The following is a 26,274-nucleotide window of genomic DNA, read 5'->3' as shown; positions in this document are numbered from 1 at the left end:
TCATGAACAAGGCTTTCTCCCCCTACGACCTGGCCGGCACGCGGCTGGCCAACCGCATCGTGATGGCCCCGATGACGCGCAGCCGCGCCTACGGGCCCGGCCAGTCCGCCACGGACCTGATGGCCACCTACTACGGCCAGCGCGCCGGCGCCGGGCTGATCGTCACCGAGGGAACCCAGCCCTCAGCGGTCGGTCAGGGCTACCCGAACACCCCCGGCATCCACTCCGACGAGCAGATCGAGGCTTGGAAGAAGGTCACCGGCGCCGTCCACGAGCGCGGCGGGGTGATCTTCCTGCAGCTGATGCACACCGGACGGGTCGGCCACCCCAGCCTGACAGGCCTGACCCCGGTCGGGCCCTCCGCGGTCAGGGCCGCGGGCCAGGTCTACACCAACGAGGGCCCGAAGGACTTCGTCACCCCCCGTGAGCTGACCGAGACAGAGATCGCCCAGAGCATCGCCGACTACGCCACCGCCGCCCGCAACGCCGTCGAAGCCGGCTTTGACGGCGTGGAACTGCACGGCGCCAACGGCTACCTCATCCACCAGTTCCTCGCCCCGAACTCCAACACGCGAACCGATGCATGGGGCGGCTCCCCGGAGCGCCGCATCCGTTTCGCGGTGGAGACGGCGAAGGCCGTCGCCGAGGCGATCGGTCCGGAACGGGTGGGCTTCCGCATGTCGCCCGGCAACCCCTTCAACGACATCTCCGAAGCCGACCAGGACGACATGGAGCTCACCTACGCCGCTCTCGTCGACGCCCTGGCCCCACTGAACCTCGCCTACCTGCACCAGATGGAGTCCGCCGGGGCCCGCGGGCTGACGCTTCGGCTGCACCGCCAGTGGCCGGGCACCTTCATCCTCAACCCGTTCACCGGCACCGAGCCCACAGGCCCCCAGGAGTTGGACCTGATCCAGGACGGCGCCGCCGACCTGATCGCCTACGGCGCCCTGTTCCTGGCCAACCCCGACCTGCCCGAACGCCTCGCACGCGGCGGCCCCTTCAACACCCCCGACCGGGCCACCACCTACGGCGGCGACGAGCACGGCTACACCGACTACCCCGCCCTGCCCTGACCCGACACACCCAACCCGCACCAGGAACGAAGGCACCCGCAATGAACCCTCCCAACAGCTCGGCAGCCACGAAGAAGCCCAAAGCGCGGCTGAACGGCACCGTCGACCGTACGACCACGATTTACACCCCCTCCATCGAGCAGCTGGATCTCACAGCCAAGCGCGTACTCGTCGTAGGCGGGACAGGGGGCCTGGGCCGGGCCGTGGCCCAGCAGGCCCTGGCCCTCGGCGCCGAGGTGACCGTGGTCGGACGGACCTTCCGCGACCACCCCACGGACCGGCGCACCTTCGTCCAGGCGGACCTGACCTCGATGCGCGAGGCCGTCCGGCTGGGCAGGAACCTCCCCGCGGAAACCTACGACGTCGCCTTCTTCTCGCTCGGCATCATGGCCGCCAAGACCCGGGAGGAAACCGCCGAAGGCATCGAGCGGGACCTGGCCGTCAGCTACCTCAGCCGCCTCGCGGTCCTGAAGGGCCTCAGCCCCAGGCTGGGAACCGCCCGCCCGGACAGCTCCCCCCAGGCGCGGGTGTTCATCATGGGAGCACCGGGGGCCGGCAACGTCGGCCGGCTCGAGGACCTGAACTCCGAGCACTACTACAAACCGATGGCCGCGCACATGAACACCGTCGCCGGCAACGAGGTCCTCGTACTCGCGGGCGACCGCAGACTGCCCGGGCCGGCGTACTTCGGCCTCAACCCCGGATTGATCAAGACCGATATCCGCTCCAACTACCTGGGCGAGGGCAGCCTCCTGCACCGTCTGGCCGAAGCCGCGGTCGGACTGGCCGGCCCCTCCCCCCAGACCTACGCGGCCAGGATCGTCCCCCTGCTGTTCACCGACGACCTCAACGGCCGCAACGCCCTGATATTCAACAACAAGGCCCAGGTGCTCCTGCCAACCCCTGGACTCGGCACGGACTACAACGACCGCTTCCTCGACGCCTCCGAAACACTCCTGCGCCGCGCCGTCGGCTGACCCCAAAACCGCCACCATCAAGGCCGCGTTTCCCGTCCCGAGGAGAAACCCCCATGACGTTCACCGTCACCGACGTCCCGAGCCTGCCCGCCGGGTTCACCGACACCTTCACCAGCCGCACCGTCACCACCAAGGAGGTCACCCTGCACGCCGTCGTCGGCGGCGACGGCCCGCCGCTGCTGCTCCTGCCCGGCTGGCCCCAGTTCTGGTACAGCTGGCGCCTGGCCATGCCCGCCCTCGCCGAGCACTTCACCGTCATCGCCCCCGACCTGCGGGGCATGGGTGCCAGCGACAAGCCCGACACCGGCTACGACGCCCTCACCCTCGCCGACGACATGGCCGAGCTGATGACCGCCCTGGGTCACGACCGCTTCGCCGTCGTCGGCTACGACCTGGGCATGCTGGTCGCCTACGCCCTGGCCGCAACCCACCGCGACCGCGTCACCCGTTTCGTCGGCGCCGAGTCGATCCTCCCCGGCCTCACTCCGTTCCCACCGATGCTGACGGACCCGGCCACCAACGAGTTGATGTCGCACTTCGTCATCAACCGCCTCGCAGACCTCAACGAACGCCTGATCGCCGGCCGCGAGGAGATCTACTTCGGCCACCAGTTCGCGACCAAGACCGCCACCCCCGGCGCCATCCCGCAGTACGCCGTGGACCTGTACGTCGACCACCTGCGCGACCCGGCCGCCCGGCGTGCCAGCTTCGAGTACTACCGCACCCTCGACACCACCGCCGAGCACGTCCAGCACTGGCGCGACCAGGGACCGCTGACCATCCCGGTCCTGGCCATCGGCGGCCAGTACAGCACCGGCACCATCCCCGCAGAGACCATGCGCCTGGTAGCCACCGACGTCACCGAACAGGTCATCCCCGGAGCCGGTCACTTCCTGCCCGAAGAAGTTCCGCAGGAGCTGACGAAGCGGCTGCTGGAATTCCTGCGCTGACCCGACCGGTCAGCATCAGCCGCGCGGTGAGGGGCGAGGTGAACGGCTCCGTTTCCTGATGCGGACGCAGCGCCCAAGCCGCGGTGAGCGAGTGGTTGCGCGGGGCGCGGGCGGCGTTTCCGCGCCCGGACGGCGGTGCGTTGCGGTAGGCGTCGTGGCGCTCCAGCTTGGAGATCAGGCGGGCGTAGGACATGGTGCGGTCAATCTCCACGAACGCGCTGGAGCCGTCGGCCAAAAGCGCCATGGCGTCGGGCAGGAGGTTGCCGGCCGGGGTGGGGTGGGCGACTTCTACCTGCCAGTCGGCATGGTCCGCCACCTCCGCCTGGTGGAAGGTGATGACGGTGTCGACCAGGGCGAGGCCGTGCTCCCGAAGGCCCTTCCTGCTGGCCGCGATGCGCTTCCCCGTCGTCCGGCCGGCCGCCGGCGCGAGCTCACCGGAGGAAGCGGCTTCGGCGAGACCCGCCGGGGTGCAGTACCAGTAGCTCTGCTGGGCGCGGTGAGTCCGGCCGACCAGGGCCGGGGATTCAACGAGCAGATTGCGCAGCGCGCGGCGGACATGGTCGGTGTCCTGCTTATGGGGCAGCAGCGTGCCTTGAGCTGGCGGGGTGTGGCCAAGCGCAGCTGGGCGAGGGTGAGCAGGACCTCGCCGCGGAGGTCCGCGCCGGCCTTCCTCGCCGCGGCCTTCCGGGGCCGGGACGCTTCTCCAGGTACATCAGTAACAGGAGAAGAGGAGTTGCAACCGGCCGGAGCAGGCACATCGGGGGTCTGATCAGCAACAACCGTCAGACGGCGGCCGGAAGCGGCGGGGCTGGGAGCGGGGCTTGTCGCGGGGCCCGCCGTCGCAGCGGTGTCCGCCAGGGTCGGCGGGGTGTGCGGGTCGGGTGCCGTGGTCATGGCGTCCTCGGGTTTCTCCGGCCGGGACGCCGGAGATGGGTCAGCCATTGCCCTGTCGACCGGCCCAAGGCCGTCCCGTGCCGGGGCGCGGCTAGCGTTCCGGCCTCCGAGTAGGTGGCGCGGGCTGCGGCGCCCGGGAAAGTCCGGGGCGTCTGCGTCTTGGTGATCAGGTGGGGCCGCAGAGGCCGTAAGCTACTCGTCGGTAAATCGGGGGGTCGCCGTGTCTGCGGCGCGTCCTCCCGGGGGAATACAGGGCGCAGGCCGCGCCGGACCGACCATCCGGTGGCGCCGCGCCCTCAGGCACGGGACGTGTATGTATCAGCATTCGAGATTGCGGGCCGTTTCTCTCCTTCTCCTGCTCAGCCTCTTCGTGACGCTCGGCATGGGTAAGGAGAGCGCGCTCGCCGCACAAAGCATCAAGGTCGTCGCCGCGGAGAAGGAGCTCGTCCGCGCGGAGGCCGGGCTCGACACCGACCGGCTCGCCTCCATCGCCAAGGGCACCGCCGCCCTCTCCGGCTGCGGCAAGCTGCCGCTCCTGGAGAAGCCTGCCTGCTACCGGGACTTCGCCGGTAAGACGGTCAAAGTCGGCGCGGGGCTGGGCATGTTCGCGTACGGCATCCACTACCTCCACAAGGACACCGTCGACCACTTCGGCACGGTGAAGAAGGAGGTCACCGGGCTGCAGAAGCTGAAGGAGGCCTTCAAGCAGGACCCGAGCACCATCGCGGACCCCGAGTACCGCAAGCAGGTCGAGGGACAGATCCGCGCGGTCGCCGCCGGCGCCCAGAGCGACATCGACAAGCTGATCCGGGACGTACTGGAGACGATCGAGACCATCCTGGTCATGATCCAGCTGACACTGATGCTCATCCAGCTGATCCTGATGCTGGCGAAGATCGTCGGTGACCCGAAATTCCAGAAGGCCGTCAACAGCGTCAAGGGCAGCCTCGACGGCATCAGCAAGGCCTTCGACCAGATGAACGCCGGCTTCGCGCAGATGAACCGCGGGCTGAACGGGATGAACGACGCCCTCGACGACATCAACGGCTCGCTCGACGACATGAACAAGTCCATCGCCAAGGCAAACAAGGGCATGGGGCAGCTCAACGAAGGCATCGGCCAGGCCAACAAGGGCATGGGGCAGCTCAACGAAGGCATCGGCGAGGCCAACAAGGGCGTCGACGACATGAACAAGGTCGTCCCCGCCATCAAAAAGGCCGCCGAAGGACTTCACGAAGTGCCCGCCTTCGAGTTCGACTTCTCCGACCTGGGCAAGACGTGGAGCGACAACTCGTCCAGCCTGGACAGTGCCGAGCAGCAGCGCCGCATGTCGATCCTGCTCGGCATGCTGCCGGGCGTCGGGGACGGCAAGGGCATCGTCGAGGCCGTCACCGGTAAGGACCTGGTGACTGGCGACCACATCAGCGGCTTCGACCGGGGCCTCGGCTCCCTGGCCGTACTGCGCTGGCTCAAGCTGGGCGGCAAGCTCCTCCCGGACGACATCAAGGGCGCGCGCAAGGGCGACGCGGTGTTCGAGTGCAACAGCTTCCCGGCCGGTACACCGGTGCTGATGGCGGACGGCTCGCACAAGCCGATCGAGGACGTTCGTGCGGGCGATCTGGTCCTGGCGACGGACCCTGGTGGCGATGGCGAGCTGACACGGCCGCGGCCGGTCCAGTCGGTGCCGTTCACATCCGCCTACACGGACAAGACCTTCGTCCGCCTGACCGTGGCCGCCGACCAGGAAGACTCCCGCCGACAGGACACTGTCACCTCCACCGACAACCACCGGTACTGGCTGCCCGAGCGCGCCAGCTGGGTCCCGGCCGGCGAACTGCGGCCCGGCGACCGCCTGCGGACCCCCGAGGGCGGCCTTGTGACGGTCACCGCCACCGACCGCTCCGACGAACGGCAGGACACATACGACCTCGACGTCAGCGGAATCGACAGCTACTACGTCCAGGTCGGCACCGACGATGTCCTCGTCCACAACTGCACCGACCTGGCGCGCGCCGAGCGAATGTTCCCGGGCGTCGCACACACACTGGACGAACACGTCGATGTCAACCAGCAGCAGATGAAGAACCTCGCCATCAGTAAGACCCGCAAGCGGGGCCAGCCCACACCCAACTCTCGCTGGTCCAGCGCCGACCTTGCCCAAAAGGCGGTCAACCAGCTCGTCGAGCAGAACAAGGCGCGCATCGAGAAGTTCGTCCAGGACGCCGGCAAACCCGGCAAGCCGCAGCAGCTCACCCTTACCGGCACGTACGGCACCGGATCGCTGGGCGACAGCATGGACCACCTTGGCAACTACAGCCCCACGACCAGCAACAGCTTTAAGGTGACCCTGGCCATTAAGAAGGGCCACAAGCCCGGCGGCTTCTATGTCCTAACCGCTTACCCGGTGCTGTAGAGGAGTCCTCCATGCACAATCCCGTAGCTGAACGGGATGACCTCATCTTCGACTTCGGAGCGACCGACCTGGCCACCACCTTCCACCTCGACTGGACCAATTATGCCGACGACGCGCTGGACCACATCGCCCAGCGGTACGGCACGCAGGGCGACCCGACCTCTGTTCTTCTGGTCATCGAGGACCTCCTGCGCTTGCGGACCTCCGTTCTCAGGGGCGAGGAGATCGGCCTGCTGTGGCGAGCGACGGGCATTTCTCTCGGTGCCCCCCATCTCCCCGGCAAGGAGCGTGAGTGGCTGGACGAGGTACTGTCCTTCCTCGTCCCCATCGCCCGCTCGCGCGGTGCCTCAGTTGCTTCCTGCTCGACGGTCCCACCATGCGTACCCGACGGCGCCTCACCGGCGGCGATCGAGCACCGGAGGCTGACACCTGAAGTGGTGGCTCTTGTGGGTCTGCTCAGCCAGTCCCGCCAAAGCGACGTACCGCTCGGCCTCACCCGGACAACGCTGCGGCGCTGCGCCGAGACCGTCTGCGCCGAACTGGCCTTCCGTTTCGTGCTCTGCGCCGCCAACAGTTGGGGCACACGCCTGTCCCCCGAGACGTACGGCCGCCTGGAACGCCTCAGTGCAGCGTTCGGGCACGGACCGCACGTCGTAGACGCGGTCCGATACCTCGTGCACTGACCTGCCTACGGTCAAAAGTGTTGCAGCAGAAGCCTCCGGCCAGCTTGGTCTCGGGCTCTGTTGGGGTGTTCTGCCCCGCTGGCTCTAATTTAGCGGGGCAGAACACCTGAAGGGTGAACTGACTTCGTGAGGGCGCAACGGAATTGGCCGGTGAGCCCGCATGACGCGGGCGAGGTTAGTGGCGGCGCCGGTGAGATGATGTTGCAGTCAGATCGCGGTGACCGTCGGCAGCGTCTTGTCCCAGATCGGGAAGAGCGGTGCTCGCAGCGGCCGATGGCCTGTGGGCCAACCTGCGTCGGATCGTCCCGTTTCTCGGTTTGGGCGTGCCGTCAGCGGACCAGCCGGGCAGAGCCGGGGACGATCCGTCAGCGTTTCGCGTACCGGCCCCCGGGCCTTTTGCAGCCCGGGTACCGGTGTTGTGGTCGCGCGTCGACCCGTCGCCCCTCCCCCGGCGTCCGTGAGGACCTGGCATACGCGAGAGCGGGGCGGCAGACGCGTTGTCCGTTACAGGACGGCGACGGTGAAGGGGACGTCCCTGAGGTTGTTGTTGTAGTCGGACGTCACGACCGTGATGGTGCGGTACGACAAACTCGCCGTCCGCTACGAGGCGACCGTGCTGGTCGCGGCCATCAACGAATGGCTGTGATCAGCACGTAGCCACGACTCAAGCCCATACCGCTTTGACCACCGCGTGGCCTGCCGAAGCCGCCTGTCCCTAGAACTCTTGGAGGTTCCTGTGATGTTCGAGGTGCTCCTGCTTGGTCCGGCCGAGGGCGCTGAACCTTGCGTCGACGACGTTCCACAGCTCGTCGAAAGAGACATTCATAAGGAAACGCGCGGCCTGTGACACCCCAGACGGCTCCAGAAGCATCAGCGGGGGATCGGAGGGATCGGCGTCAGCGCTGTGGGGTACCGGGCGGCCGCCGTAGATCGGCAAATTCCAGGGCTCGTCGGCGTCTGTATAGAGGGCATCGGCGGCTGCGTAGAGGTCATTTACAGCGTCCCAGCCCTTGTTGATCGAGTGGGCGATGCCTGCGGCGTACTCGGCGTCGTCGTTCTCCCAAGCCTCAGACATGAACGCGGCGAGCCAGGTGTGGTCATCCCGGATCTCGGACTCAGCCACGGCACGAAAGTGCAGGTAGATGCTCACTACGACGAATCCCTCAGCTCCACGACCCACCTGTCAGGCCGAACGGACAGAACCTACTTGAGGGCACTGACAGCCACGTGCCGTCGAAATCGGCTCGCGGTGTTCAGCAGGACTCTTTCGATACACGGCCTAGCCCGGTGGTAGCCCGACCGGTACGACTCGCCCGTCGACGGCCCCGACGGCGTGGCGGCTGGCGGGCCTGTGGGTTGTGCCGGTGGCGTGAGTGCCGGCGTGCTTCGCCGGTGGGTGCGAGCGCGCGGTTCTCGTTCTGCCGCTCAGGGATGCTGCGGGGTCCAGGAGGCGTGGCGGACATCGATGACGGGGATGCCGGCGGTGAGGGCGGAGGTGAGGCCGTCGTCGGTGTTCTCGAAGGCGAGGCACCGGCCGGGGGCTTGGGCCAGGGCCTGGGCGGCGAGGTGGTAGGCGTCGGGGGCGGGCTTGAGGCGGGTGACGTGCTCGCGCGCGACGAGGGTCTCGAACAGCGAGTCGAGTCCGGTGAGCTTGAGTGCGGCGCGGACGAGCCGGCCGTCGTTGGCGGTGGCGATCGCGACGGGCAGGCCGGCGGACAGGTGCCGGGCGGCGGCCGCGACGCGCGGCATCGGCCGGATGCGGTGGGCGCGGTTGAGCCAGTGGGCGCGGGTGCGGTCGACGAACTGGGCGTCGGTGCCCGGCAGGTCGAGGCCGAGGTCGTCGCGCAGCCGGGTGCGCAGGACCGTCAGGTCCGCCAGGGCGGTGTTGTGGAGCCAGGCGTCGGGGACGGTGATGGCGAGGTCGGTGAAGCTGGCGCGGATGGCGTCGGTGTTGAGGGCGTCGGTGTGGACGAGGGTGCCGTCGAAGTCGAAGATCACTGCTGCCGGGTCGAGGGCGGCGAGGAGTTCGCGGTCCTCGTGGCGCAGTTGCGGGGTGGTGGCGGGGTTCACCGGTGGCCCTGGCCGGTGTGGTGGGTGAGGGCGTCGCGCAGTCCGCGGGCGGCCAGGGCGTGGACTTGGGCGGAGGTGACGGAGAGGAAGGGGCGGGGGCCGGTCATGATCGGCCGGTCGTGCCACGTCCCCTCGCCAGTCTGGGTATGGGCGAGAAAGCGCACGGCCCGCTGCACCGCCGCCGAGGTCGCGTCATGGCCTTCGTGGGTGAGGGCGGTGAGCGCGGTGAGGGCGAGACCGGTTGCGGTGGGGCTGGAGTAGGCCTCGTCCGGCAGGCGGGGCCAGCCGCCGTCCGCGCGTTGAGCATGGAGTAGGGCGCGGACGGTCTGGTTCTGCTGGGCTGGGGTGGCGAAGTGGACGGCGACCTCGGCGGCGCCGTAGGCCGGGGGTACGTACCAGTCGCTGGGCCAGTGCCCGCCCTTGGCCTGGGCGGCGAGCCAGCGGCGGGCGGGGGCAAGGTCGAGGCCGGGCAGGCCGGTGGCGGCGGTGCCGGCGGCCATGTGGGCGGTGACATCGGGCGTGGGAGTGTCGTCGCTGGAGTGCCACGTCGTCCACAGCCCCTCCGGCATTTGGAGGCGGCGGGCGTACCCGGCGGCGGCGGCGCGGCCGCGGTTGGTCCACGGGCTGTCGGCGAGGGCGAGGAGGGTGTTTCCGGTGGTGTCGTTGTCGGACTCCATCTCGGCGTTGCACGCCCAGCCGCCGTCCTCATTCTGCGCCGCGTGCAGGTAGGCCAGGGCCCCGGGAAGGGCGGCCCCCTCGAAGTGCGGCTGGCCGCGCAGGGCACGGACCATCAGGCCGGTGTCCCAGATGTCGGCGACCAGGAACCGCCAGGTGCCGTCCGCCTGCTGGCTGGCCAGCAGGCCCTGAAGGCAGCGCCGGGTCACCGGATGGTCAGGGGCGGTGAGGTTCAGCGCCAAGTGGACCACACCGGTGACGAACGGCATCGCGTAGAAGGTGCCGTCCGCGGATTGCGCCCGCCCGTACTCCTCCACTGTGGCCGGGTCCGCCGGCTGTCCGAGCGTGTGGCGGGCGATGGCCTCGAAGGCCAGCAGCATCGCCCGCTGCCAGGGCTTGACCCGGGCAGCGGCCCCTGCGGCCAGGGCGCGGCGGGCATCTGCCAGCAACCGGGTCGGGTCGGCTCCCGGGGCCTGGACCGCGCAGGCTACGGCGTGCAGGTACATGGCCCGCCTCACGTGCGGCCCCTGCGGCGCCGGCGGGTGCGCGAGCGCCGCCGGGTCACCGGTGGTGACGGTGACCAGCCACCGGTCGGCGGCTGTCACGAACGCGTCGTGCTGCTGCGGCTCGGCTCGCGCCAGCCATTCCACAGCCCGGGCGTGCGCCTCCTTCGCGCCCTTAACGCCGGCCAGGGAGCAGGCGACCACGGCGGTCTCCAGGATTCGCGGCTCGGCCGGCACGTGCCAGCCCCCGTCCGCGGCCTGGGTGGCGACGGCGACCTCCGTTGCCCTCGCCAGGGCGTCCCCCGCCCCTGTCCACGCTCCCGCCGCGCCGCCATCGCCGGGCGAAGAAGGCGCCTTGACCGACACACCGACCGAACCGCTCATCCCCACCCGTTCCCATGACGACTTCCCGGTACACCGCACCGTGCGGGCCGGCCGTTCAAGCACCCAGACGGCGCTGCCGCAACCCGTAGGCAGCCAGCGCCGACTCCAGGTCCGCACGGCCGAAATCCGGCCACAGCTTCTCGCAGAAGAACCACTCCGCCTGCGCCGCCTGCCACGGCATGAACCCCGACGTGCGCATCTCCCCGGAGGTACGCACCACCAGATCCGGATCGGGCTGACCGGCGGTCGACAGATGCCGGGAGAAGAACTCCTCCGTCACCTCGCCGCTCCCGCCGCCGGCGGCAAGGACGGTGGCGGCACGCTGGACCGCCGCCAGGATCTCCGCCCGCCCGCCGTAACCCACACCCAGATTCACCAGCAGACCCTCCCGGTCGGCGCTCGCCTCCTGCGCCCGCGCCAACGCCTCGACGAGGTAGGCGGGCAACAGCGCCGGATCACCGACGTGACCGATCCGCCAGCCGGGCTCCGCGAGCAGCACCGCCAGCAGGTCCCGCACCGCCGAGAAACCGTGCAGCCGCTCCTCCTCCGACCGCTTGCGCACGTTCTCGTCCGAGATCATGAAGAACGAGACCACGCCGACCCCGCTGTCCTGACACCACCTCACCACGTCGGGGATCCGCCCGAACCCGTGCCGGTGCGCCTGCGACGGCACCAGCCCGTGCCGCGTGGCCCACCGCCGGTTCCCGTCCGGGAGAATCGCCAGATGACGCGGCCTGGGCAGCGTCGCCGAAACCTGCGAAGACACGCGATCACCCTGCCGTCCGTACGGAGATCCCTTTCAACCCGACCATGACACCTCCCGCGGCGCGTACGACAGGCCAGCGCCGAAATCCATCCATACTGCCCCAAACGCGATCGAACTCGACCGTTTCCTTCGTTTTCCGACCGGACCGCACGCCCATCCTGATGAGGCGCCAGAACGGTCCCAGATGTTCGGCGTTGGTGCCGTCAGGGGCGACCGCCGCCCCCGCCTGTCCTCTCGAGATGAGCGTGTGCGGGGCTTCCGTCGCGGCAGTGTGCGCGGCGGTCCCTGTACCTCCATGTTGGATCTTCACGTGCGTGCCATGTACTGCCAGCTCACGAAGCGGCCTTCTCTGTGCGAGACGGGGTCCAGATGTGAGCGGGTTTGCCCCCTGCGGGCAGGTGGGGATGCATCGGCCGTGTTCTCGTTACCTGTGCCGCCGCGCTGGGAGTCCCTGCGCCGGCGGTTCTCCGCCGACGGCTACGTCGCCCTACCCGGGCTCCTCGGCCCCACCGGGCTCGCGGAGTTGGGAGGAGAAGCGCGGAGGCTGGAGGCCGACGCGGTGCGGCGGGACTTCCGCATGCCGGGCATGGCGGACAGCCCCCGCCACATGACCACGCTCGGGGGACACCAGATCGCCCGCGCTTCACCGGTGATCACGCGTCTCTACGAGGATCGGGATCTGATGCGTCTGCTTGCCTCCTTGCTGGGCGAGGCGGTCGTCGCCGTGCACGACCCCGTCGAGCGGCACGTTTTGAACGTCCTGCACCGCCCCGGGGACACCCACGGCGCGCACACCGACGACTACCCGCTCGCCCTGGTCCTCTTCCTGGAAGCCCCGCCGCACCCCACGGACGGCGGACTGCTGGAGTTCCATCCGGGCCGCGGCGATCTCGACGCCCTCGACACGCCCGGCGCCCGGCGCGTGCATCACCGGCCGGCCGACGGCTACCTCCTGCGCAGCGACCTCACCGCCCACCGCGTCACCCCGCTCGAGCGTCAAGGGCTGCGGCGTACCGTACTCAACTTCGCCTACACCACACCCGGCCGCCAAGGAGCGACCACCACGACCGCCTCCCTCCTCTACAACTGAGCCAACAACCGGCCAGGGGCGGCCGCAGCCGGGGCGAAGAGCTGAGCGGGTGCACTCCAAAGGGGTCCCGCGAAGGCCGGGGCGGACATGGCCTCAGGCATTAGCGTGCGTGCGCTGGGGGGCCGTTAGTGGTTTTGGCATGTAGTGCCGCTCTCCGGCACAACAGGCGTCCCTCGTTCGGGGGCGAAGAGACGTTTCCTCTGTTCTGCGCGGCACACGGCGCGGGACATGATCCCGGCGCCCCTAAGCCGGGGTCTTCTCCCAATCCCGGAGGTGTCCGTCCGTGATTCTTGTCATCGTCGTCGCCGTACTGGCCCTGCTCGCCGGCCTTGCCGCGAACCGGTTCCTTCGTCCCCGCCTCCTGGACGAGGACGACGACTCGGGTATGGCGGTGAAAGACCTGGTGGGCCCTCTGCTGACGCTGACCGTGCTGCTGCTCGCGTTCGTCCTCGTCACCGCCAACGGCTCGTACGGCAAGGCCGAGGTCGCCTCACGCGGCGAGGCCCGGGCCGTCGACCAGCTCGTCGAGGCAGCCGAATACGCCCCCGCCGCGCCACGCGCCGCAATCCAGGCGGACGCCGTCTGCTACGCCCGTGCCGTACGCGTCCAGGAATGGCCCGCCATGGGCGACGGCAAAGGCTCCGCGGCGCCCAGCATCTGGTCCACCGACTTCCGCCGCGTCTTTCGGGAGGTGGAGGGCAAGCCGGTCTTCGGCATGCTCGTGGCCGCCGACAACAAGCGCTCCGAGGAGCGCGAGGAGCGCCTCACCCAAGCCACCGCGAGCATCCCCAGCGTGATCCTCTGGTTCCTGCTCGCGACACTGGTCATCACCGTCATGGCCCTCGGAACATGCATCCCCCGCCGCAACAACCGCGGGCAGATCATCACCCTCGCCGTCATCACCGCGCTCCTGACGGCCACCCTGTGCATCATCCGCGACGTCGACCGCCCCTTCGGCGGCATCATCGACGTCCAACCCACCGCGATCACCGAGGCCGAACGCCAGGCCGAACGCGACTTCCTCGCCCGCCATACAGCCGCCGAACTACCCTGCGACAACCAAGGCAACCGCCGGACCACCTGAAACCGAACAAACGCCGTCCACCTCCGGTCACCTACACGTTCGGGGCCATTGCGAAGGCGTGCGGTGACTGGGACCTTCTGCCCGGTGACCAGCGCTGTGGCGGTCGGGGTCTTGAGGAGATTGGCCGTCCAGGCGGGGTGATGTGTGAGGCCGAAGTTCGACCCCAACGGCGTAGCCGCCATCGTGCACGACGTAGAAGAGGGGGGTGGGGCAGGGCTGGTCGGTGCAGGCGCCGGTGGTGGTCAGCAGAAGGGAGGAGACTCCCAGAGTCTTCCCGACGCTGAGGCGGCCGCGGCTTCTGCCCGGCAGGAGGGTGTCCAGGGGAACCATGGCGGTACGCATGACGGCTCCGGCCCAGGGTGCAGGGGCGACCATGTACGGGCCAGTCTCATCTCCACCCAGGAGATGGCCGTACTGCGCCCCTCGGCCCTGCCCGCCAGCGACCCGCCCGAGCACACCCGGCTGCGCCGGCTGGTCACCTTCCAGTTCACCGCCCGCCGCATCAACCAGCTGGCCCCGCGGATCCAGGCGATCGTCGACAACCACTCGACGCAATGGCCAACGGCCCGCCGACCCGATACAGAGCCTCGCGCTGCCGGTCCCTGCAGTGGTGAGCAGCGAACTACTCGCCCCTTCACTGACCGCGACTTGTACCACCGCCTCACCGCGAACTGCTCTCCCTCGACCGCAGCCGCGAGCAGCTCGTGGCCTCCAAGTCGGACACGAAGGCCTATCTCCTCGGCCTGATCCACGCCAAGCGGACCACACTCCTAGAGGAGGACCTGCTGTCCGGCCGCCCCGGCCGCCGAAACGGCAGGCCCCGCCTCGGAGCAAGCCGTCGGCCTGCCGGTTCTCTGGGCTCACCGATCACTGGCACCGAGGACTGGCTGGACTCCACAGGAGTTGTGCCAGAGCCTGAGTTCCGACAGCACATGTTCACCAGATTCAGATTCGACAGCACCCCGGTGGCCCACAACCTGGAACGGTCCTGGATCAGGTCTTGGGTCGGGCGGTCACACCGTTGCGGTATGTGCCTCCGCACGGAGTGTCGAGGGATTGCGCCACCGAGGGCTGGCCCCGAGCGCTGCGGTGATCAGGGCGTGGACGGTGACCAGGCACAGGGCCAGGCGGTAGAGAATCTGCTGGAGCGGGAGAAGCCAGAGGTGGCGCAGGCTTTCGTTGTCGCTCCGCAGGGCGTAAGCGGCGAGGGCGAGTTGGGCGAGGGTGAAGACTGCCCAGGTGAACGCCGGGACGGGGGTGGTCCCGGAGGCGAGTCCGTACAGGGCGGCGGCGTCCATGAGGGGTGCTGCGAGCGGCAGGGCGAGCTGGAACAGCAACAGGTAGGGGAGGGTTCGGCGGCCGAGGTGGCCTGCGATGCCGGTTTCCTTGACGGCGTGCCGGTGCTTGTAGATGGACTGCAGGGTGCCGTAGGCCCACCGGTGGCGTTGGTGCCACAGGTCTCGAATGGTCGCGGGGACGTGGGTGTAGGCGTGTGCGTCGCTTCGGTAGACGACGCGCCAATCGGTCCGGCACAGGGCCATGGCGATGTCGGTGTCCTCGGCGAGGGTGTCGGCGCTGATGCCGCCGCAGGACGCCAGGGCCGAGCGTCGGAAGGCCCCGATGGCGCCGGGAACGGTCGGGCTGGCCCCGAGCAGGTCGAACAGACGGCGTTCCAGGCCGAAGCTCATGACGTATTCGAGGTGCTGCCACAGGGGCAGCAGGCCCTTGCGGTTGGCGACCTTCGTGTTGCCGGCCACCGCGCCGACCGACGGGTCGGCCATGGCGGCGGCCAGGCGTGCCACGGCGCCCGTGGCAATCATGGTGTCCGCGTCGACCATGAGGACAACGTCGTGGCGGGCGTGGGCAACGCCTGTGTTGAGTGCGGCGGGCTTGCCCTGGTTGGATTGAGTGACGACGCGCACTCTGGGGTCCGTCACGGTGCGGGCTGCTGCCGCGGTGTCGTCGGTGGACCCGTCGTCGACCACGACGACGTCGATGTCCGGGCAGCCGCCGTCCAGCAGGGCGCGTACGCAGGAGGCGATCGTGTCCTGCTCGTTGTGGGCGGGGATGACGGCGGAGACGCGGGGCAGGGGTGAGGCCGGGGCTCGGGTTTCGTCGCGCCTTCGATGTGCTGACGCGGCGGCAGCCAGAAGGAGCAGGCGGGCGGTGGTGAGCAGAGCCACCGCGTACAGGAGCCAGACCGCAGCGGGGGGCACGGCGAGGGCTGCCTGAATCAGGCCGATCAGGGCGGTGCCGTACCAGCGCTCGAGCCCTGAGGCCGAGGTTGTCTGGGGCGGCAGGCCGACGGCCTGGGTCAGAGTGGTGAAGCGGTATCCGCGTGCCTTGAGGGTGTCGATCAGCTGTCCCAGGGCCGCGACGGTCTGGGACCGGTCGCCGCCGCCGTCGTGCAGGAGGACCACGGCCCCTCGGCCGCCCTGCGGTGCGGCGCCGCGCACAATGTCTGTGGCGTTTCGTGCCTCCCAGTCGAGAGGGTCCTCGGTCGACAGGACGGTCAGGTATCCGAGCGCACCGGTGCGCAAGGTGGCGTGCCAGTCGCGGTTGTTGACCGCGTCGGGCAGGGAGGAGTACGGCGGTCGCAGGAGCGTCGTGTTCGTCCCGGTGGCTCCGGCCAGGACGGCACGGCTGGCGGCGAGCTCCAGACGCATCTGCCAGATCGGCGCTGTGGCCAGGTCGGCGTGGGTGAAGGTGTGCAGACCGACTTCGTGTCCTGCGGCAGCCTGTGCCCGGACCAGCTCGGGGTGTTCGGCTACGTGGCGGCCGGTGACGAAGAAGGTCGCCGGTACCTGTTCAGCGGCCAGCAGTTTCAGGATCTGCGGCGTCCAGGTGGGGTCCGGGCCGTCGTCGAAAGTGAGCGCCACAGTACCTGGGCGCACGTCTAGGCTGACGGGAGGCCCGCTTCGGGGGTCGACGACGGGTCCGCCGCCTGTCACGGAATGCGGTACGAGGCCGTCGGGCTCATGGTGTTGGGCGCTGTGTGGCACGCCGTCGCCGTGCAGGACCGAGGTGGCCAGGAACAGGGCCGCAAGGAACACCGTGAGGACACCGGTCAGGACCCACCAGTGCCCGCGGGGTGAGATCGCCCTCATCGCCGGTGGGTCGTACCGACGGCCTCGGCCGGGCTCGTTGCCGGTGCCTCGGGGGCGGCGTACAGCACGCTGCCGCCCAACGCAAGGACACACAGGCACAAGAAGCACACCACCGCTCCCACGGCGGTGACGATCCTGCGGCGGCGGCCGCGTGGGTCGTCGAACACGGGCTGGGAGGGCTTGGGACGCGGCGGGCGGAGAAGCTCGGTGATCACCCACCGGATGCTAGGAAGATCGTGTGCGAGCGGTTCCCGTGACGCGCTGACATTCCCCCGCAGGAATGATCCGTATACACGCGCATTGACGCCCGATATAGCGAACGGGCGCACTTTAGCGATTTGACTCACTTCGATGCCCTATGGTTCAAATGATCACGCAAGGGTGAAGGCGGGCGGCTCACAGGCCGCGCCGCGGGCCCGGACGTCTGCGGGGCTTTCCCTCCGACTTCCTGAACTCGCCGCTGGGTTGCTGAGCAGCGCCCCAACCCCTGTTGCACAGATGACGCCACGTCGGGCCCTTGCGCCTGCCTCACTAGCCCGCACGGAGTAGGCCCCCATCCATGGCCGCACACCTGGACACCGCCCCACCCACCACGCCCACGCCACCCGGACACCGCCCGCGCACCACGCGCGGCAGGATTCTGGTACGTGTGGCGTGCTGCCTGCTGGCCCTCGCCGCCCTCACCTACGCCGGCCTGCGGCTGCATCACCGGCTGAACACCATCGACCTGCCGCAGGCGAACGCGGACCCCCAGAGCGGATACACCCTCACCGTCTACTTCACTCCCAATGAGGCGCACTACCGCGGCCCGCAGCGCAGCATCCGCGACCAGGTCTGCGCCGGCCAGAACCTGCCGGACAGCTTCCCCACCGACTACCTGGAGCGCGTCGGCCTGGAGGGCTTCGGCAAGACCGCCCGCGGGGACTATCTGGGCTGGGACTTCGATCGGCACTGCTACTTCGCGACCAGTAAGCCCCCGGTGGGCTCCCACGACAACCCCTTGGCGCCCTGGCAGTCCGTCGCCGCCAACCACCTGTCACCAGGCACTCAGATCCGTGTCACCGACTGCGGTCCGGGAGTATCCGACAAGATCTGCACGCGGGTGAAATCCGCCCACTGGCGCGTCGACGACTTGTGCAGCATCGGCTGCGACAACGCCAAGCACCTGGACCTGTACATCGGCGAACAGACCCGGGCCGACATGGAGGACGAGGACTTCTACTTCGTCACCACAGGCGCCACCATCAAGGCCAGTTCGCCCAAAGCCCTGCGCTGATCCGTGCTGCGGCAGCTCAAGAGACACGTCGAACGGTCCACACAAGAGTGAACACTGACATGAGGCAGGGGTGTGCATGGGTCGGCTGAATGCAGGTCCGGCGTCGGAGGCTGTTCCCCTCCCCCTGCCGACCGCCGCCGACACCTCGACTGAGCAGCCGGTCACCGAGAGGGCGCAAGCAGTACCTGCCCGCCGGCGCCTCGACGCCTTGGACGCGTCCCGCGGCGCCGTCGTAGTACTGCGCATCTTCATCGGCAGCCAGGTGGCTGAGATCGCTGCTCCTGCCCTCCTGCACGCGGACGGGTTCGGGCTGACAGTCGCCGACTTGGTCTTTCCCGGGTTCCTGTTCGTCATGGGTATGGCGGTGCCGGTGTCCATGTCGGTATTTCTCCGCCCGCCAGCCGCATACGGCCCAGCCGGACCGGAAAGACGGCCTCATCTTCTTCGTATCGCGCGCCGAGTCATCCTTCTGTATGCGATCGGCATGTTTCTCAACGCGTTTCCCTTCCTGCCCGGAACATGGGAGCACTTGCGCTTTGTCGGCGTGCTGCAGCGACTGGCCGTCGCGTACCTGGTGGTGTCGCTACTGTACGTCACATGCGCCTGGTCGATGCTGCCCGTCAGCCGCCCCGGAGCCTCCGGGGGCAAGGTCCCGACACCCGCCGGCGCGCACTCCCGTGTCGTCCGCTTCCTGGTCCGGGCGTTTCTGCTGGGCGGCTTCCCCCTTCTGTGTCTCACCGCCTGGATCGCGGCGACGTACACGTTTCACAGCCCGTGGCCCGCATGTGCCGATGCCCATGCGCTAACACCCAACTGCTCACTTCAGGCTTACATCGACACGAGCGTGTGGGGTGTCGAGCACAATTACGAAGGCGGCACGTTCGACCCAGAAGGTCTCATGTCGACGCTGGTCGCAGTGGTCAACTGCTGGGCAGGTCTGGTCATCGGCATGGACATTGTCCGGAACAAGCGGCGTTACGAAGTGATGGACGGCGTCCGCAGGCGTGCGTCCCTGCTGGCCGCCGTCGGCGCGACGTGCGTCGGGGCCGGCCTCGCCATCGGCCTGATGATCCCGATCGGCAAGCAGTTGTGGACGCCGTCATACGCCCTCGTGACCATCGGGATCATGACTGTTGGCTTTGGCTTGATCCTCCTGGTGTTCGACGGCGGGCTGTGGCCTGTGCCTCACAGCCCGGTCGGCGGCGCCAGGTCCGGCGGCGCGGGGAGGCACTTCACAAGCTGGCGATCGTCGGCCCGCGTGGTCGTGACCGCCGCTGTCCGTCGGGCGATCATGCCGTTGCGCGACACGCTGGTGGCTCTCGGCCGCAACCCGCTGTTCTTCTACGTCCTGTCCGAGCTCGTCATCTGTACGCTGGATTACATTCCTGTCCGGCACGACGACAAGGAGGGTTCAGTGTGGAGCGTCGGCGCCGAAGTCGGCCTTGCCTCCTGGATGCCCGCGCCGCTGGCAAGCATGGTGTGGGCCCTGTTGTGGCTGTCGCTGTTCTACGTGCCGCTCGCACGGCTGCTCGTGGCACGTGGGTGGTATATCCGGGTGTGACGGCGGGCTCCACTGATCCAGATGGCAGCCCTGATCCCCACAACAAGCTAGAGGAACTGACGCTTGCGGAGATTGGCCCCGTCCACCTCCGGCCACCCATGCGCCCGCACCCGCGCACCGCCATGAACCCTCCCCCACTCATCCCGCGGACACCCCCGCGCGCTACCGGCAGACAGCGTGGAGCCGAGCGAGCTGACCTCCCTGCGGCCGATGGCGGATATGGATGAGGTCCGCGCCATGCCCGGGTGATGAGGGACTGATCCCGGACTGACTCCGGTAGCGCGACGGCGTCGGGGTTGTCGCCAGAACGGCAGTTCGCGTTCCGTGCGGCCGGGCCTCAGGAGCTGACTGCCCGGTGACCACTGCCCGCACCCTCCAGCCCTCGCTCGCAGGGCGGCCGCACGGTAGCGAACGAGAACCCGCTTCCAACCAGACGGAGCCACGCCCGCCGGGCAGCGCCGCCCGCGCCAACCCTGTTGAAATGGAGTCCGGGCGCCGGCCGTGCAGCAGCCACTGCCAGCGACGTACAACCAGCCACGTCTGGGCCTCGCCGCCACGTCACCGTCGTCCACGCTGCCTCCGCCTCACGACAGCGGCAACCGGTATGGCTTACGAGCGGTGCTCGCAGCGGCCGATGGCCTGTGGGCCGACCTGCGTCGGATCGTCCCGTTCCTCGGTTTGGGCGTGCCGCCGGCGGACCAGCCGGGCAGAGCGGGCAGAGCCGGGGACGATCCGTCAGCGTTTCGCGTGCCGGTCCCCGGGCCTTTTGCAGCCCGGGGACCGGTGTTGTGGTCGCGCGTCGACCTGTCGCCCCTCCCCCGGCATTCGTTGGGGCCTGGCATACGCGAGAGCGGGGCGGCAGACGCGTTGTCCGTTACAGGACGGCGACGGTGAAGGGGACGTCCCTGAGGTTGTTGTTGTAGTCGGACGTCACGACCGTGATGGTGCGGGTCAGGCCGTTGCAGTTGCTGTTCGGGATGGCGGTGATCGTGGCGCGGAAGTTGTTGACCGTGGCGAGGACGGCCGCATCGCGCAGGTTGATGGTCGGGTCGGACACCTGCACGCAGTAGTAGCCCGCAGACTGGCCGTTGAGCCGCGCCGCTGACGCGACGTTCTTGGTCGCCAGGAGCGTTCCGTCACCGCCGACCTTGGCGGCTGCCCGGGCGTAGGGGGCGTTCAGGTCCGCCGGGGCCGCCGAGGCAGTGCCCGTCATAAACGTCACGGACGCCGCGATCGCGGCGACGAAGGCGATGATTCGAGTACGCATAGGTGTGTCCCTTCTCAGCCGCACCCACCGTGGGACGCGGCACCGCTGAATGGAACAACAACTACGCTATGCGTTGATCTACTTACATAGCGTTACGGTTAAACCACCAGTTGGGTGGGTGCCGCAGCTCACCAGCGGCCGCCCGCTCCGCCAGCGCACGCCGGATGCACAGGCCGGAGCAGACACTCCCCCGCTTCACCCGACGCAGCTCGAGAGTCCCATGACCCGATGTCAGCATCCCGGCATGGCGGCCGCGGGGGCTACCGGGCGAGCGTCACCTTCACCGGTGCGTTCGGGCACCCGGCCAAACCGTCAGTGAGTGCGCGGCGTCCCGCGTCGTCCACCGTGAGCTGCCACCGCATCTTCACCGCCACCCAATCGCTCAGGTACTGGCAGCGGTACGCCTCCTGCGGCGGCAGCCACGTCGCCGGGTCCCGGCCGACCTTGGACCGATTGGAGCGAGCAGTGACCGCGATCAGGGCCCGGTCGTACCCGAGGTCGTTCGCCTACGCTTCCCGCTCCTTCGCCGACCAGGCCCCGGCCCCGGCGTCCCAGGCTTCGGCGAGAGGCACCATGCGCGCCCAACCGCATCGTGCCGGAAGGTATCAGCGGGTGGCTTGGGGTGGTGGGCGCAGGCGCGCGGCGAACAGCGACATGAAGGGCTCCATCGCCCTGGCTCCATCCGCAGGGTCTGCGGATGGAGGCGCAGGGGGGTCGCCCGGGTCAGCAGGTACTTGGTGCGGTCCTGTTTTTGAAGCGGTCCGCGAGCCAGGGCAGGCCCGCGGCGCCGGCACCCTCGGTCGCGGCGATGTGGCCGGGGATGTGGTTGCCGACGAACTTCACCACCGCGCCCCGGCTGCACCAGTCGGCGGCCAGGTTCTTGCCGACCTTCTGGGGGATGACGTCGTCCAGGGCGCTGTGGGAGAGCAGGACCGGCACCGCGGGCTTGCGCTTGCCGAGCTGCTGCTCGGCCACGATCTTGTCCCACGGGGCGCGCGTGAGGCGCTCGGTGAGCGGGCGCCCGTCTACGGTCAGGAAACGCGAGTTCAAGAAGGGGTACTTGGCGAGAGCCTGGGTCGTGCACAGGTTGTCCCGCAGGTCGCTCGTCACGCGCTTGCCGTGGGCGTTGAGGTACGGGTCGATGTCGATGCCGTACGCGGTGGCAAGGCCCGAGAGCGCGTAGTTGAAGAACGCCCCGTAGGCGGAGCCGTCCATGCTCTCGGCCACCTTGTTCATGTCCGCGGGCGGGGCTCCGACGACGGCGCCCTTGATCTCCAGCTCGGGCGCGTAGGTGGGGGCCAGTTCGGCGGCGGACGCGGTGGCGCCGCCGCCCTGGGAGTAGCCGTACAGCGCGACTGGACCGGCGTCCGGGAGGTCTACGGCGTCCAGGCGCTGCGCCGCGCGGAGAGAGTCCAGGACGGCGCGGCCCTGCGCCTCACGGGTCATGTACGTGTGGACGCCGGGTGTGCCCAGCCCCTGGTAGTCCGTCACCACCACGGCATAGCCCTGGTCGAGGAGCTTCTTGATGGGCAGCGCCTCGTACTCGGTACCTTCGGCCATCTGACGCGAGGGGGCGCACTTGTCCGCCAGGCCCTGGGTGCCGGGGGCGAAGGCGACGATCGGGCGCTGGCCGTGAGGGGACACTTTTGGGTTCAGCACGGTGCCGGTGACGGCGATGGCCTTCCCGGCCCGGTCGGTCGTGCGGTACATGATCCGATGCACGCTCGCATCGGCCTTGAACACCTTGAGTGCATCCAGGTAGAAGGCACCCGGCTCCGAGCTGAGCACGTCACCGTTCTTGGCAGCCAGGACACGCGGCTGCTGCCCGCGCGTACGCAGCTGATCGGCGGCCGCATCGCCGGAGGACACGTGCACGGTGAGCGTTGCGCAGGCCGCGGCGGTGAACGCTGCCACAGCACGCCCGCTCAGGGGGCGACGACAAAACACAAGGGCTCCTCAGTCAGGAAACAGGACGATCCGCTACGTAGCGGCGAGTTGAGATCTGGAGCAGGTGGCGCAGCCGGCTTTCGGCAGCGGTGCTCAGCCGCCGTTGAGAGGCGGGCGGTCAGCGGTGCGGAAGCAGAGGTCTCCGGGAGAAGGCTTCGGGGAGGAGGCTCCGGGGGCTGCGCTACTTCCCGTCGATGACGTTGCCGATGGAGCAGTTCCTGGCGTGGTCACCCGTCCAGTCGCCAAGAACGGGCACGACCGCAACTTCCTGCAGGCACACGGCAGCGGCCGTGAAGTTCCAGGCGTTGGCGGCGACGCCACCACCGAAGTCGGATCCGTTGTCAGCGTGCGCCGGCGAGGCGAGACCCGCACCGGCAAGGGCCAGCGCGGCGGCAGTAACGATCTTCTTCATGTCCGATGCAACGACGAACAACGGCCCAGGTCACGACCCTGGAGTCGTCTTGGCACCAGCTTGGTACGACGCGCATCCTGTGCTACGGGGACAGTCGGACCACTTGGTCGTGGTCCGGGCGGGGGGCGCCGACTCGCAGCCGTTCGAGCGTTCGGGAAGTCGTGCGGAAGGTGTGCCGACGCGGGCACAGTGCCTCGCGCTGTCTCAGGCATCGGCCCTCTCGCCGCGGGCGGCCAAGCGTCAGCAGGTCAGCGCCGTGACCGACTCGTGCAACTCCCGACCGAGCCGGTGACCGGTCCTCGGCCGGCAACGGACTTGCCGAGAAGCCCGCATGGGGAACGTAACCGACGCGGCCCTGCTGGCGGGCTCGAGCCAGCCTGGGCAAGCCGCTGGTCGGGGCGGCTTGCCCAGGCTCCCCTTGGGCTTGCCCACCAGGCGGCGTGGCGGTCAGCGGCCGGTGGGCCCAGGGCAGCGGGCGCGGCGCCGGTTCGGGTCGTCGACGCCGATCTCATACCAGGGCTGGCCGCGCTGCAGTCGGGGCAGGGTGTTCACCCGCACCGCGATGGTGATGCCCTGGACGGCGGCGGTGAGCGCCTGGCGGCGGTTGTCGAGCAGGTGCTCGGCCTTGCTGCCAGGACGACGTGCAGCCGCGGGAAGGCCTTGGAGGGGGCAGGGGTGGCGCTGGACGAAGCCAGGGGGCTTCATCTCAACGGCACGGGCAGTTGTCTACGCCGCCCGTTCGAGCTCGATGAGCTGAAGCCTGGCTTCAGGCGCGGATTTGAGGCTGTGGACACACGTTCGCCTGGGGTTCTCGCGTAGCGCCTGTCCTGGTCTCGGGCAGTTGCCCGCGCTGCCCTTCAGCCGTTGAGAAGGATGCGCAGGTCGGTGATCTGGTACCCGCGGGCGTGGATGCCGTTGATGATCTGCGAAAGGGCCTGAACGTCGAGGGCTGATCCATGCCCGTCGGGGGTGCCGACGTGCATCTGCAAGATCGCCCCGGGCGTCAGGGCGTCCAGGGCCCGGTTGACGGTCTTCCTCATGGTCATGCCGCCTGCGGTTCCGAGGTAGCCCTTGGTATCAGCGGTGAACTCGATGTCCGCGAAGCCCAGTGCGTTTACGTCCGCGATCCCTTGCGGGGTGGTGGCGCTGTAAGGGAAACGGAAGAACGGCAGCGGTACCACCCCAGTGGCCTGACGGATCGCCCGGTCCGCCCGCAGAACTTCCTCTTCCACTTCCCAGCGAGTGAGGCCGTCGAACTGCGGGTGGCTGTAGGAGTGGTTGCCGATCCCGTGTTCCGCCGCCATCGCTCGTGCCGCCATCGGATGGCGTTCGGCGTACTGCCCGGTCAAGAAGAACGTGGCCGGCGCCTTGTGCCTGCGCAGCACGTTCAAGGCCGTGGCCACCCCAGTGGTGTCCCACGCCGCGTTGAACGTCAGCGCGACCACGCGGCGTGTGGTGGGGATGCGCCGGATCTTCGCGCCGAAGAGCTTCCCCACCGGGCCCGGATCTGCGCGCGCGGGTGTCGGGACCGCACTGGAATTCCTTCCGAGGCTCGTGACGGGAGAACGCGATGGGGTGGCGGTGTGGCCGCTCACTGGGACGGCCATCGTCACCACCGCTAGGACAGCGGCAGCAACGGCTGCTGACAGGCTGCTGATGGTCCTCGACCTGCGGGCACCCCGGACGCCTGATTCTGCGAGCGTGCCCCGCGCAGCGGGCAGGGGCCGCGGGGCCGCGGAAGTAAAGCGGTTCATACCGGCCCAACGCATTCACCTGTGAAGTGACACGGTCGGGCGCTGAAGCGCACCCCTGTGGCACTGAAAGACGCCTGGTGCCGGCTGGCCCAGGCCGGCGCTCAAATTCCGCCGTCGGCACGGTGTGCCTTCGCAGGCGCCCCTACGATGCCATCGTGAGGCTTGAGGACTTAGACGATCCGGTGCGGGTCTGGCACTATGCGGAGCGGTATCTCGGAGAGGGGACACGCGCCTACAGCAGGTTCGCCAATGACGCGGACGTCTCCGCGGCCTGCCACCCACAGCGGGGCGCCGGCTCCTTTACCCTGCCCAGTTTCCTGGTGCCCGACGGGCATGGCGAGCTGCTCACCAACGACATTGTCTCGACGCTCCCCGCCTTCTATCACGCCACAGGGCACCTGGTACTGCCCGTGCACCCGGACACGTTGTCCTTCGAAGGCCTCGCCGGGCGCACCGAACTGCTGGGCTGTGAGGCGGGCCCGCGCCTTGAGGTAGTGCCCCTGGCGAACACCCGCACTGTGTCGGTACTGGCGGTGGGCGGTCAGCCGGCCGGCGGGCACCTGCTGAAGCTTCATTACCCCCGGCGGCTCTCGCGATTCACCCGCCAGCAGCGCCGGGAGGAGCTCGAACTGCAGCTGTGGGTGGCCGAGCAACTCGCCGTGGCGGGCGTTCCGCTCCTGACCGACGTGTGCGCGGGAGTCTTCGGCTCCGGGAGCGAGGCCTGGGGCTTTGTTGTGCGCGAGCCGCCCGTGCTGTCGGCAACCCCGGAGCGGTTCACCGTGCCGCTGTTCGCCCTCTACGGTCAGGACCTGCACGCTCCGGGCGACCGGTCACTGCTCGAGCAGCTGGTGGCCGCTGCGGGAGAAGCAGCCGGGGACTACATCACCGAACGCATTGTGCGCCCCATGGTCCGCCTGTGGACACGGACGCTGCTGGCGACCGGGTGCGCGCTGGAGCTGCACGGCCAGAACACCCTGGTGTCCTTCACACGTAACGGCCGGAGCTTGGAGATCCTCTACCGGGACTGCGAAATCCACACCGACCCGCAAATCCGCAACCGCAAGGGCCTGCCCGGGCCGCTGCCGCCCGCCTCTGTGATCTCCCGTGACGTGCCCTTCGCCGCAGCCGTAGTCTTCAGCCTCACCTACGACAGCTTCATGGGCCATGCCCTGGACCACCTGGCCGCCCTCGCGCACGAACGTCTCGGCGTCACGCCCGCGGACCTCCACGAAGCCGCGCGGCACACGTTCAGGAACTCCGGCATGGAAGAGGGCCTGCTCCCGCCCACCGTCCACTACTACGGCGACGCCTTCTACACCGGCGACCACTTCCAACTGGTCGACACCGGTCACCCGCCGCGATGGAGATGACTCCTGCGTCAACAA

22 protein-coding genes are annotated in these 26,274 nt (G+C 69.0%); 10 read left to right on the top strand and 12 right to left on the bottom strand.

Going from position 1 to position 26,274, the window contains the following annotated elements; genetic code table 11:
* Positions 1–2 precede the first annotated feature (2 nt).
* The 5 genes from ACWGH0_RS08370 (at position 3) to ACWGH0_RS08350 (ending at position 6,993) form a co-directional block, all read left to right on the top strand.
* Positions 3–1,076: an alkene reductase gene (locus tag ACWGH0_RS08370; protein WP_453403368.1), complete on the top strand. Its 1,074-nt coding sequence runs from the start codon at positions 3–5 to the stop codon at positions 1,074–1,076.
* A gap of 41 nt (positions 1,077–1,117) precedes the next feature.
* Positions 1,118–2,053, top strand: a complete 936-nt coding sequence (locus tag ACWGH0_RS08365; RefSeq protein ID WP_453403367.1) for an NAD-dependent epimerase/dehydratase family protein — start codon at positions 1,118–1,120, stop codon at positions 2,051–2,053.
* A gap of 53 nt (positions 2,054–2,106) precedes the next feature.
* Positions 2,107–3,003, top strand: coding sequence for an alpha/beta fold hydrolase (locus ACWGH0_RS08360; RefSeq protein WP_453403366.1), 897 nt, complete (start codon positions 2,107–2,109; stop codon positions 3,001–3,003).
* Between the two features lie 1,225 nt (positions 3,004–4,228).
* Positions 4,229–6,310, top strand: a complete 2,082-nt coding sequence (locus ACWGH0_RS08355) for a pre-toxin TG domain-containing protein (RefSeq protein WP_453403365.1) — start codon at positions 4,229–4,231, stop codon at positions 6,308–6,310.
* A gap of 11 nt (positions 6,311–6,321) precedes the next feature.
* Entirely contained in the window at positions 6,322–6,993 is a 672-nt protein-coding gene (locus ACWGH0_RS08350; RefSeq protein ID WP_453403364.1) for a hypothetical protein, read from the top strand.
* Between the two features lie 715 nt (positions 6,994–7,708).
* Here the strand turns inward: ACWGH0_RS08350 and ACWGH0_RS08345 are convergent.
* The 4 genes from ACWGH0_RS08345 to uppS form a co-directional block, all read right to left on the bottom strand.
* On the bottom strand, positions 7,709–8,143 hold the full coding sequence (locus tag ACWGH0_RS08345) for a DUF1877 family protein (RefSeq protein WP_453403363.1): 435 nt from the start codon (positions 8,141–8,143) through the stop codon (positions 7,709–7,711).
* A gap of 275 nt (positions 8,144–8,418) precedes the next feature.
* Entirely contained in the window at positions 8,419–9,063 is a 645-nt protein-coding gene (locus ACWGH0_RS08340) for an HAD family hydrolase (RefSeq protein ID WP_453403362.1), read from the bottom strand.
* Positions 9,060–10,625, bottom strand: a complete 1,566-nt coding sequence (locus tag ACWGH0_RS08335; RefSeq protein ID WP_453403361.1) for a prenyltransferase/squalene oxidase repeat-containing protein — start codon at positions 10,623–10,625, stop codon at positions 9,060–9,062. Before ACWGH0_RS08335 ends, ACWGH0_RS08340 begins: the two co-directional genes overlap by 4 nt.
* A 55-nt stretch (positions 10,626–10,680) precedes the next feature.
* A complete protein-coding gene (gene uppS / locus ACWGH0_RS08330) occupies positions 10,681–11,391 on the bottom strand; it encodes a polyprenyl diphosphate synthase (protein WP_453403360.1) in 711 nt (236 codons plus the stop codon).
* Between the two features lie 415 nt (positions 11,392–11,806).
* Here uppS and ACWGH0_RS08325 point away from each other — a divergent pair, with 415 nt between their 5' ends.
* On the top strand, positions 11,807–12,481 hold the full coding sequence (locus ACWGH0_RS08325; protein WP_453403359.1) for a HalD/BesD family halogenase: 675 nt from the start codon (positions 11,807–11,809) through the stop codon (positions 12,479–12,481).
* Between the two features lie 283 nt (positions 12,482–12,764).
* The gene (locus tag ACWGH0_RS08320; protein WP_453403358.1) at positions 12,765–13,565 is read left to right on the top strand and encodes a bestrophin-like domain; all 801 of its coding nucleotides are present in this window, start codon (positions 12,765–12,767) and stop codon (positions 13,563–13,565) included.
* A 27-nt stretch (positions 13,566–13,592) separates the two neighbouring features.
* Here the strand turns inward: ACWGH0_RS08320 and ACWGH0_RS08315 are convergent, their stop codons facing one another.
* The 3 genes from ACWGH0_RS08315 to ACWGH0_RS08305 all read right to left on the bottom strand — a co-directional run bounded on the left by ACWGH0_RS08315 (position 13,593) and on the right by ACWGH0_RS08305 (position 16,887).
* Positions 13,593–13,895 carry a nitroreductase/quinone reductase family protein gene (locus ACWGH0_RS08315; protein WP_453403395.1) on the bottom strand — a complete coding sequence of 101 codons (303 nt, stop codon included), beginning with the start codon at positions 13,893–13,895 and terminating at the stop codon, positions 13,593–13,595.
* 683 nt (positions 13,896–14,578) lie between these two features.
* The gene (locus ACWGH0_RS08310; RefSeq protein WP_453403357.1) at positions 14,579–16,444 is read right to left on the bottom strand and encodes a polysaccharide deacetylase family protein; all 1,866 of its coding nucleotides are present in this window, start codon (positions 16,442–16,444) and stop codon (positions 14,579–14,581) included.
* Positions 16,445–16,668: 224 nt separating this feature from the next.
* Positions 16,669–16,887, bottom strand: a complete 219-nt coding sequence (locus ACWGH0_RS08305) for a hypothetical protein (RefSeq protein WP_453403356.1) — start codon at positions 16,885–16,887, stop codon at positions 16,669–16,671.
* Between the two features lie 344 nt (positions 16,888–17,231).
* Between ACWGH0_RS08305 and ACWGH0_RS08300 the strand changes: the two genes are divergently transcribed.
* Together ACWGH0_RS08300 and ACWGH0_RS08295 are read left to right on the top strand one after the other, a co-directional pair.
* On the top strand, positions 17,232–17,948 hold the full coding sequence (locus ACWGH0_RS08300) for a hypothetical protein (protein ID WP_453403355.1): 717 nt from the start codon (positions 17,232–17,234) through the stop codon (positions 17,946–17,948).
* 208 nt (positions 17,949–18,156) lie between these two features.
* Positions 18,157–19,509: a hypothetical protein gene (locus tag ACWGH0_RS08295; protein ID WP_453403354.1), complete on the top strand. Its 1,353-nt coding sequence runs from the start codon at positions 18,157–18,159 to the stop codon at positions 19,507–19,509.
* A gap of 874 nt (positions 19,510–20,383) precedes the next feature.
* Here ACWGH0_RS08295 and ACWGH0_RS08290 read toward each other — a convergent pair.
* From ACWGH0_RS08290 to ACWGH0_RS08270, 5 genes are all read right to left on the bottom strand, one after another.
* On the bottom strand, positions 20,384–20,776 hold the full coding sequence (locus ACWGH0_RS08290; protein WP_453403353.1) for a hypothetical protein: 393 nt from the start codon (positions 20,774–20,776) through the stop codon (positions 20,384–20,386).
* Between the two features lie 723 nt (positions 20,777–21,499).
* On the bottom strand, positions 21,500–22,690 hold the full coding sequence (locus tag ACWGH0_RS08285) for a lipase family protein (protein WP_453403352.1): 1,191 nt from the start codon (positions 22,688–22,690) through the stop codon (positions 21,500–21,502).
* Positions 22,691–22,904: 214 nt separating this feature from the next.
* Positions 22,905–23,135, bottom strand: a complete 231-nt coding sequence (locus tag ACWGH0_RS08280; protein ID WP_453403351.1) for a hypothetical protein — start codon at positions 23,133–23,135, stop codon at positions 22,905–22,907.
* Positions 23,136–23,582: 447 nt separating this feature from the next.
* Complete coding sequence (locus ACWGH0_RS08275; RefSeq protein ID WP_453403350.1) at positions 23,583–23,840, bottom strand: hypothetical protein; 258 nt, start codon at positions 23,838–23,840, stop codon at positions 23,583–23,585.
* 152 nt (positions 23,841–23,992) lie between these two features.
* Entirely contained in the window at positions 23,993–24,631 is a 639-nt protein-coding gene (locus tag ACWGH0_RS08270) for a polysaccharide deacetylase family protein (protein WP_453403349.1), read from the bottom strand.
* A gap of 413 nt (positions 24,632–25,044) precedes the next feature.
* Between ACWGH0_RS08270 and ACWGH0_RS08265 the strand changes: the two genes are divergently transcribed.
* Entirely contained in the window at positions 25,045–26,259 is a 1,215-nt protein-coding gene (locus ACWGH0_RS08265; protein ID WP_453403348.1) for a ferric iron reductase, read from the top strand.
* Positions 26,260–26,274: the final 15 nt, after the last annotated feature.

The organism is Streptomyces sp. NPDC054887 (assembly GCF_053610585.1).
The sequence above is the reverse complement of the archived record's forward strand: the minus strand, read 5'-3'. Positions and strand labels throughout refer to the sequence as shown.

Coding starts and splice junctions, on each gene's coding strand:
- ACWGH0_RS08370 (WP_453403368.1), top strand. CDS start 3: ATGAACAAGGCTTTCTCCCCCTACGACCTGGCCGGCACGCGGCTGGCC.
- ACWGH0_RS08365 (WP_453403367.1), top strand. CDS start 1,118: ATGAACCCTCCCAACAGCTCGGCAGCCACGAAGAAGCCCAAAGCGCGG.
- ACWGH0_RS08360 (WP_453403366.1), top strand. CDS start 2,107: ATGACGTTCACCGTCACCGACGTCCCGAGCCTGCCCGCCGGGTTCACC.
- ACWGH0_RS08350 (WP_453403364.1), top strand. CDS start 6,322: ATGCACAATCCCGTAGCTGAACGGGATGACCTCATCTTCGACTTCGGA.
- ACWGH0_RS08335 (WP_453403361.1), bottom strand. CDS start 10,625: ATGAGCGGTTCGGTCGGTGTGTCGGTCAAGGCGCCTTCTTCGCCCGGC.
- ACWGH0_RS08315 (WP_453403395.1), bottom strand. CDS start 13,895: ATGGTTCCCCTGGACACCCTCCTGCCGGGCAGAAGCCGCGGCCGCCTC.
- ACWGH0_RS08300 (WP_453403355.1), top strand. CDS start 17,232: ATGGCCGCACACCTGGACACCGCCCCACCCACCACGCCCACGCCACCC.
- ACWGH0_RS08290 (WP_453403353.1), bottom strand. CDS start 20,776: ATGCGTACTCGAATCATCGCCTTCGTCGCCGCGATCGCGGCGTCCGTG.
- ACWGH0_RS08280 (WP_453403351.1), bottom strand. CDS start 23,135: ATGAAGAAGATCGTTACTGCCGCCGCGCTGGCCCTTGCCGGTGCGGGT.
- ACWGH0_RS08275 (WP_453403350.1), bottom strand. CDS start 23,840: ATGAAGCCCCCTGGCTTCGTCCAGCGCCACCCCTGCCCCCTCCAAGGC.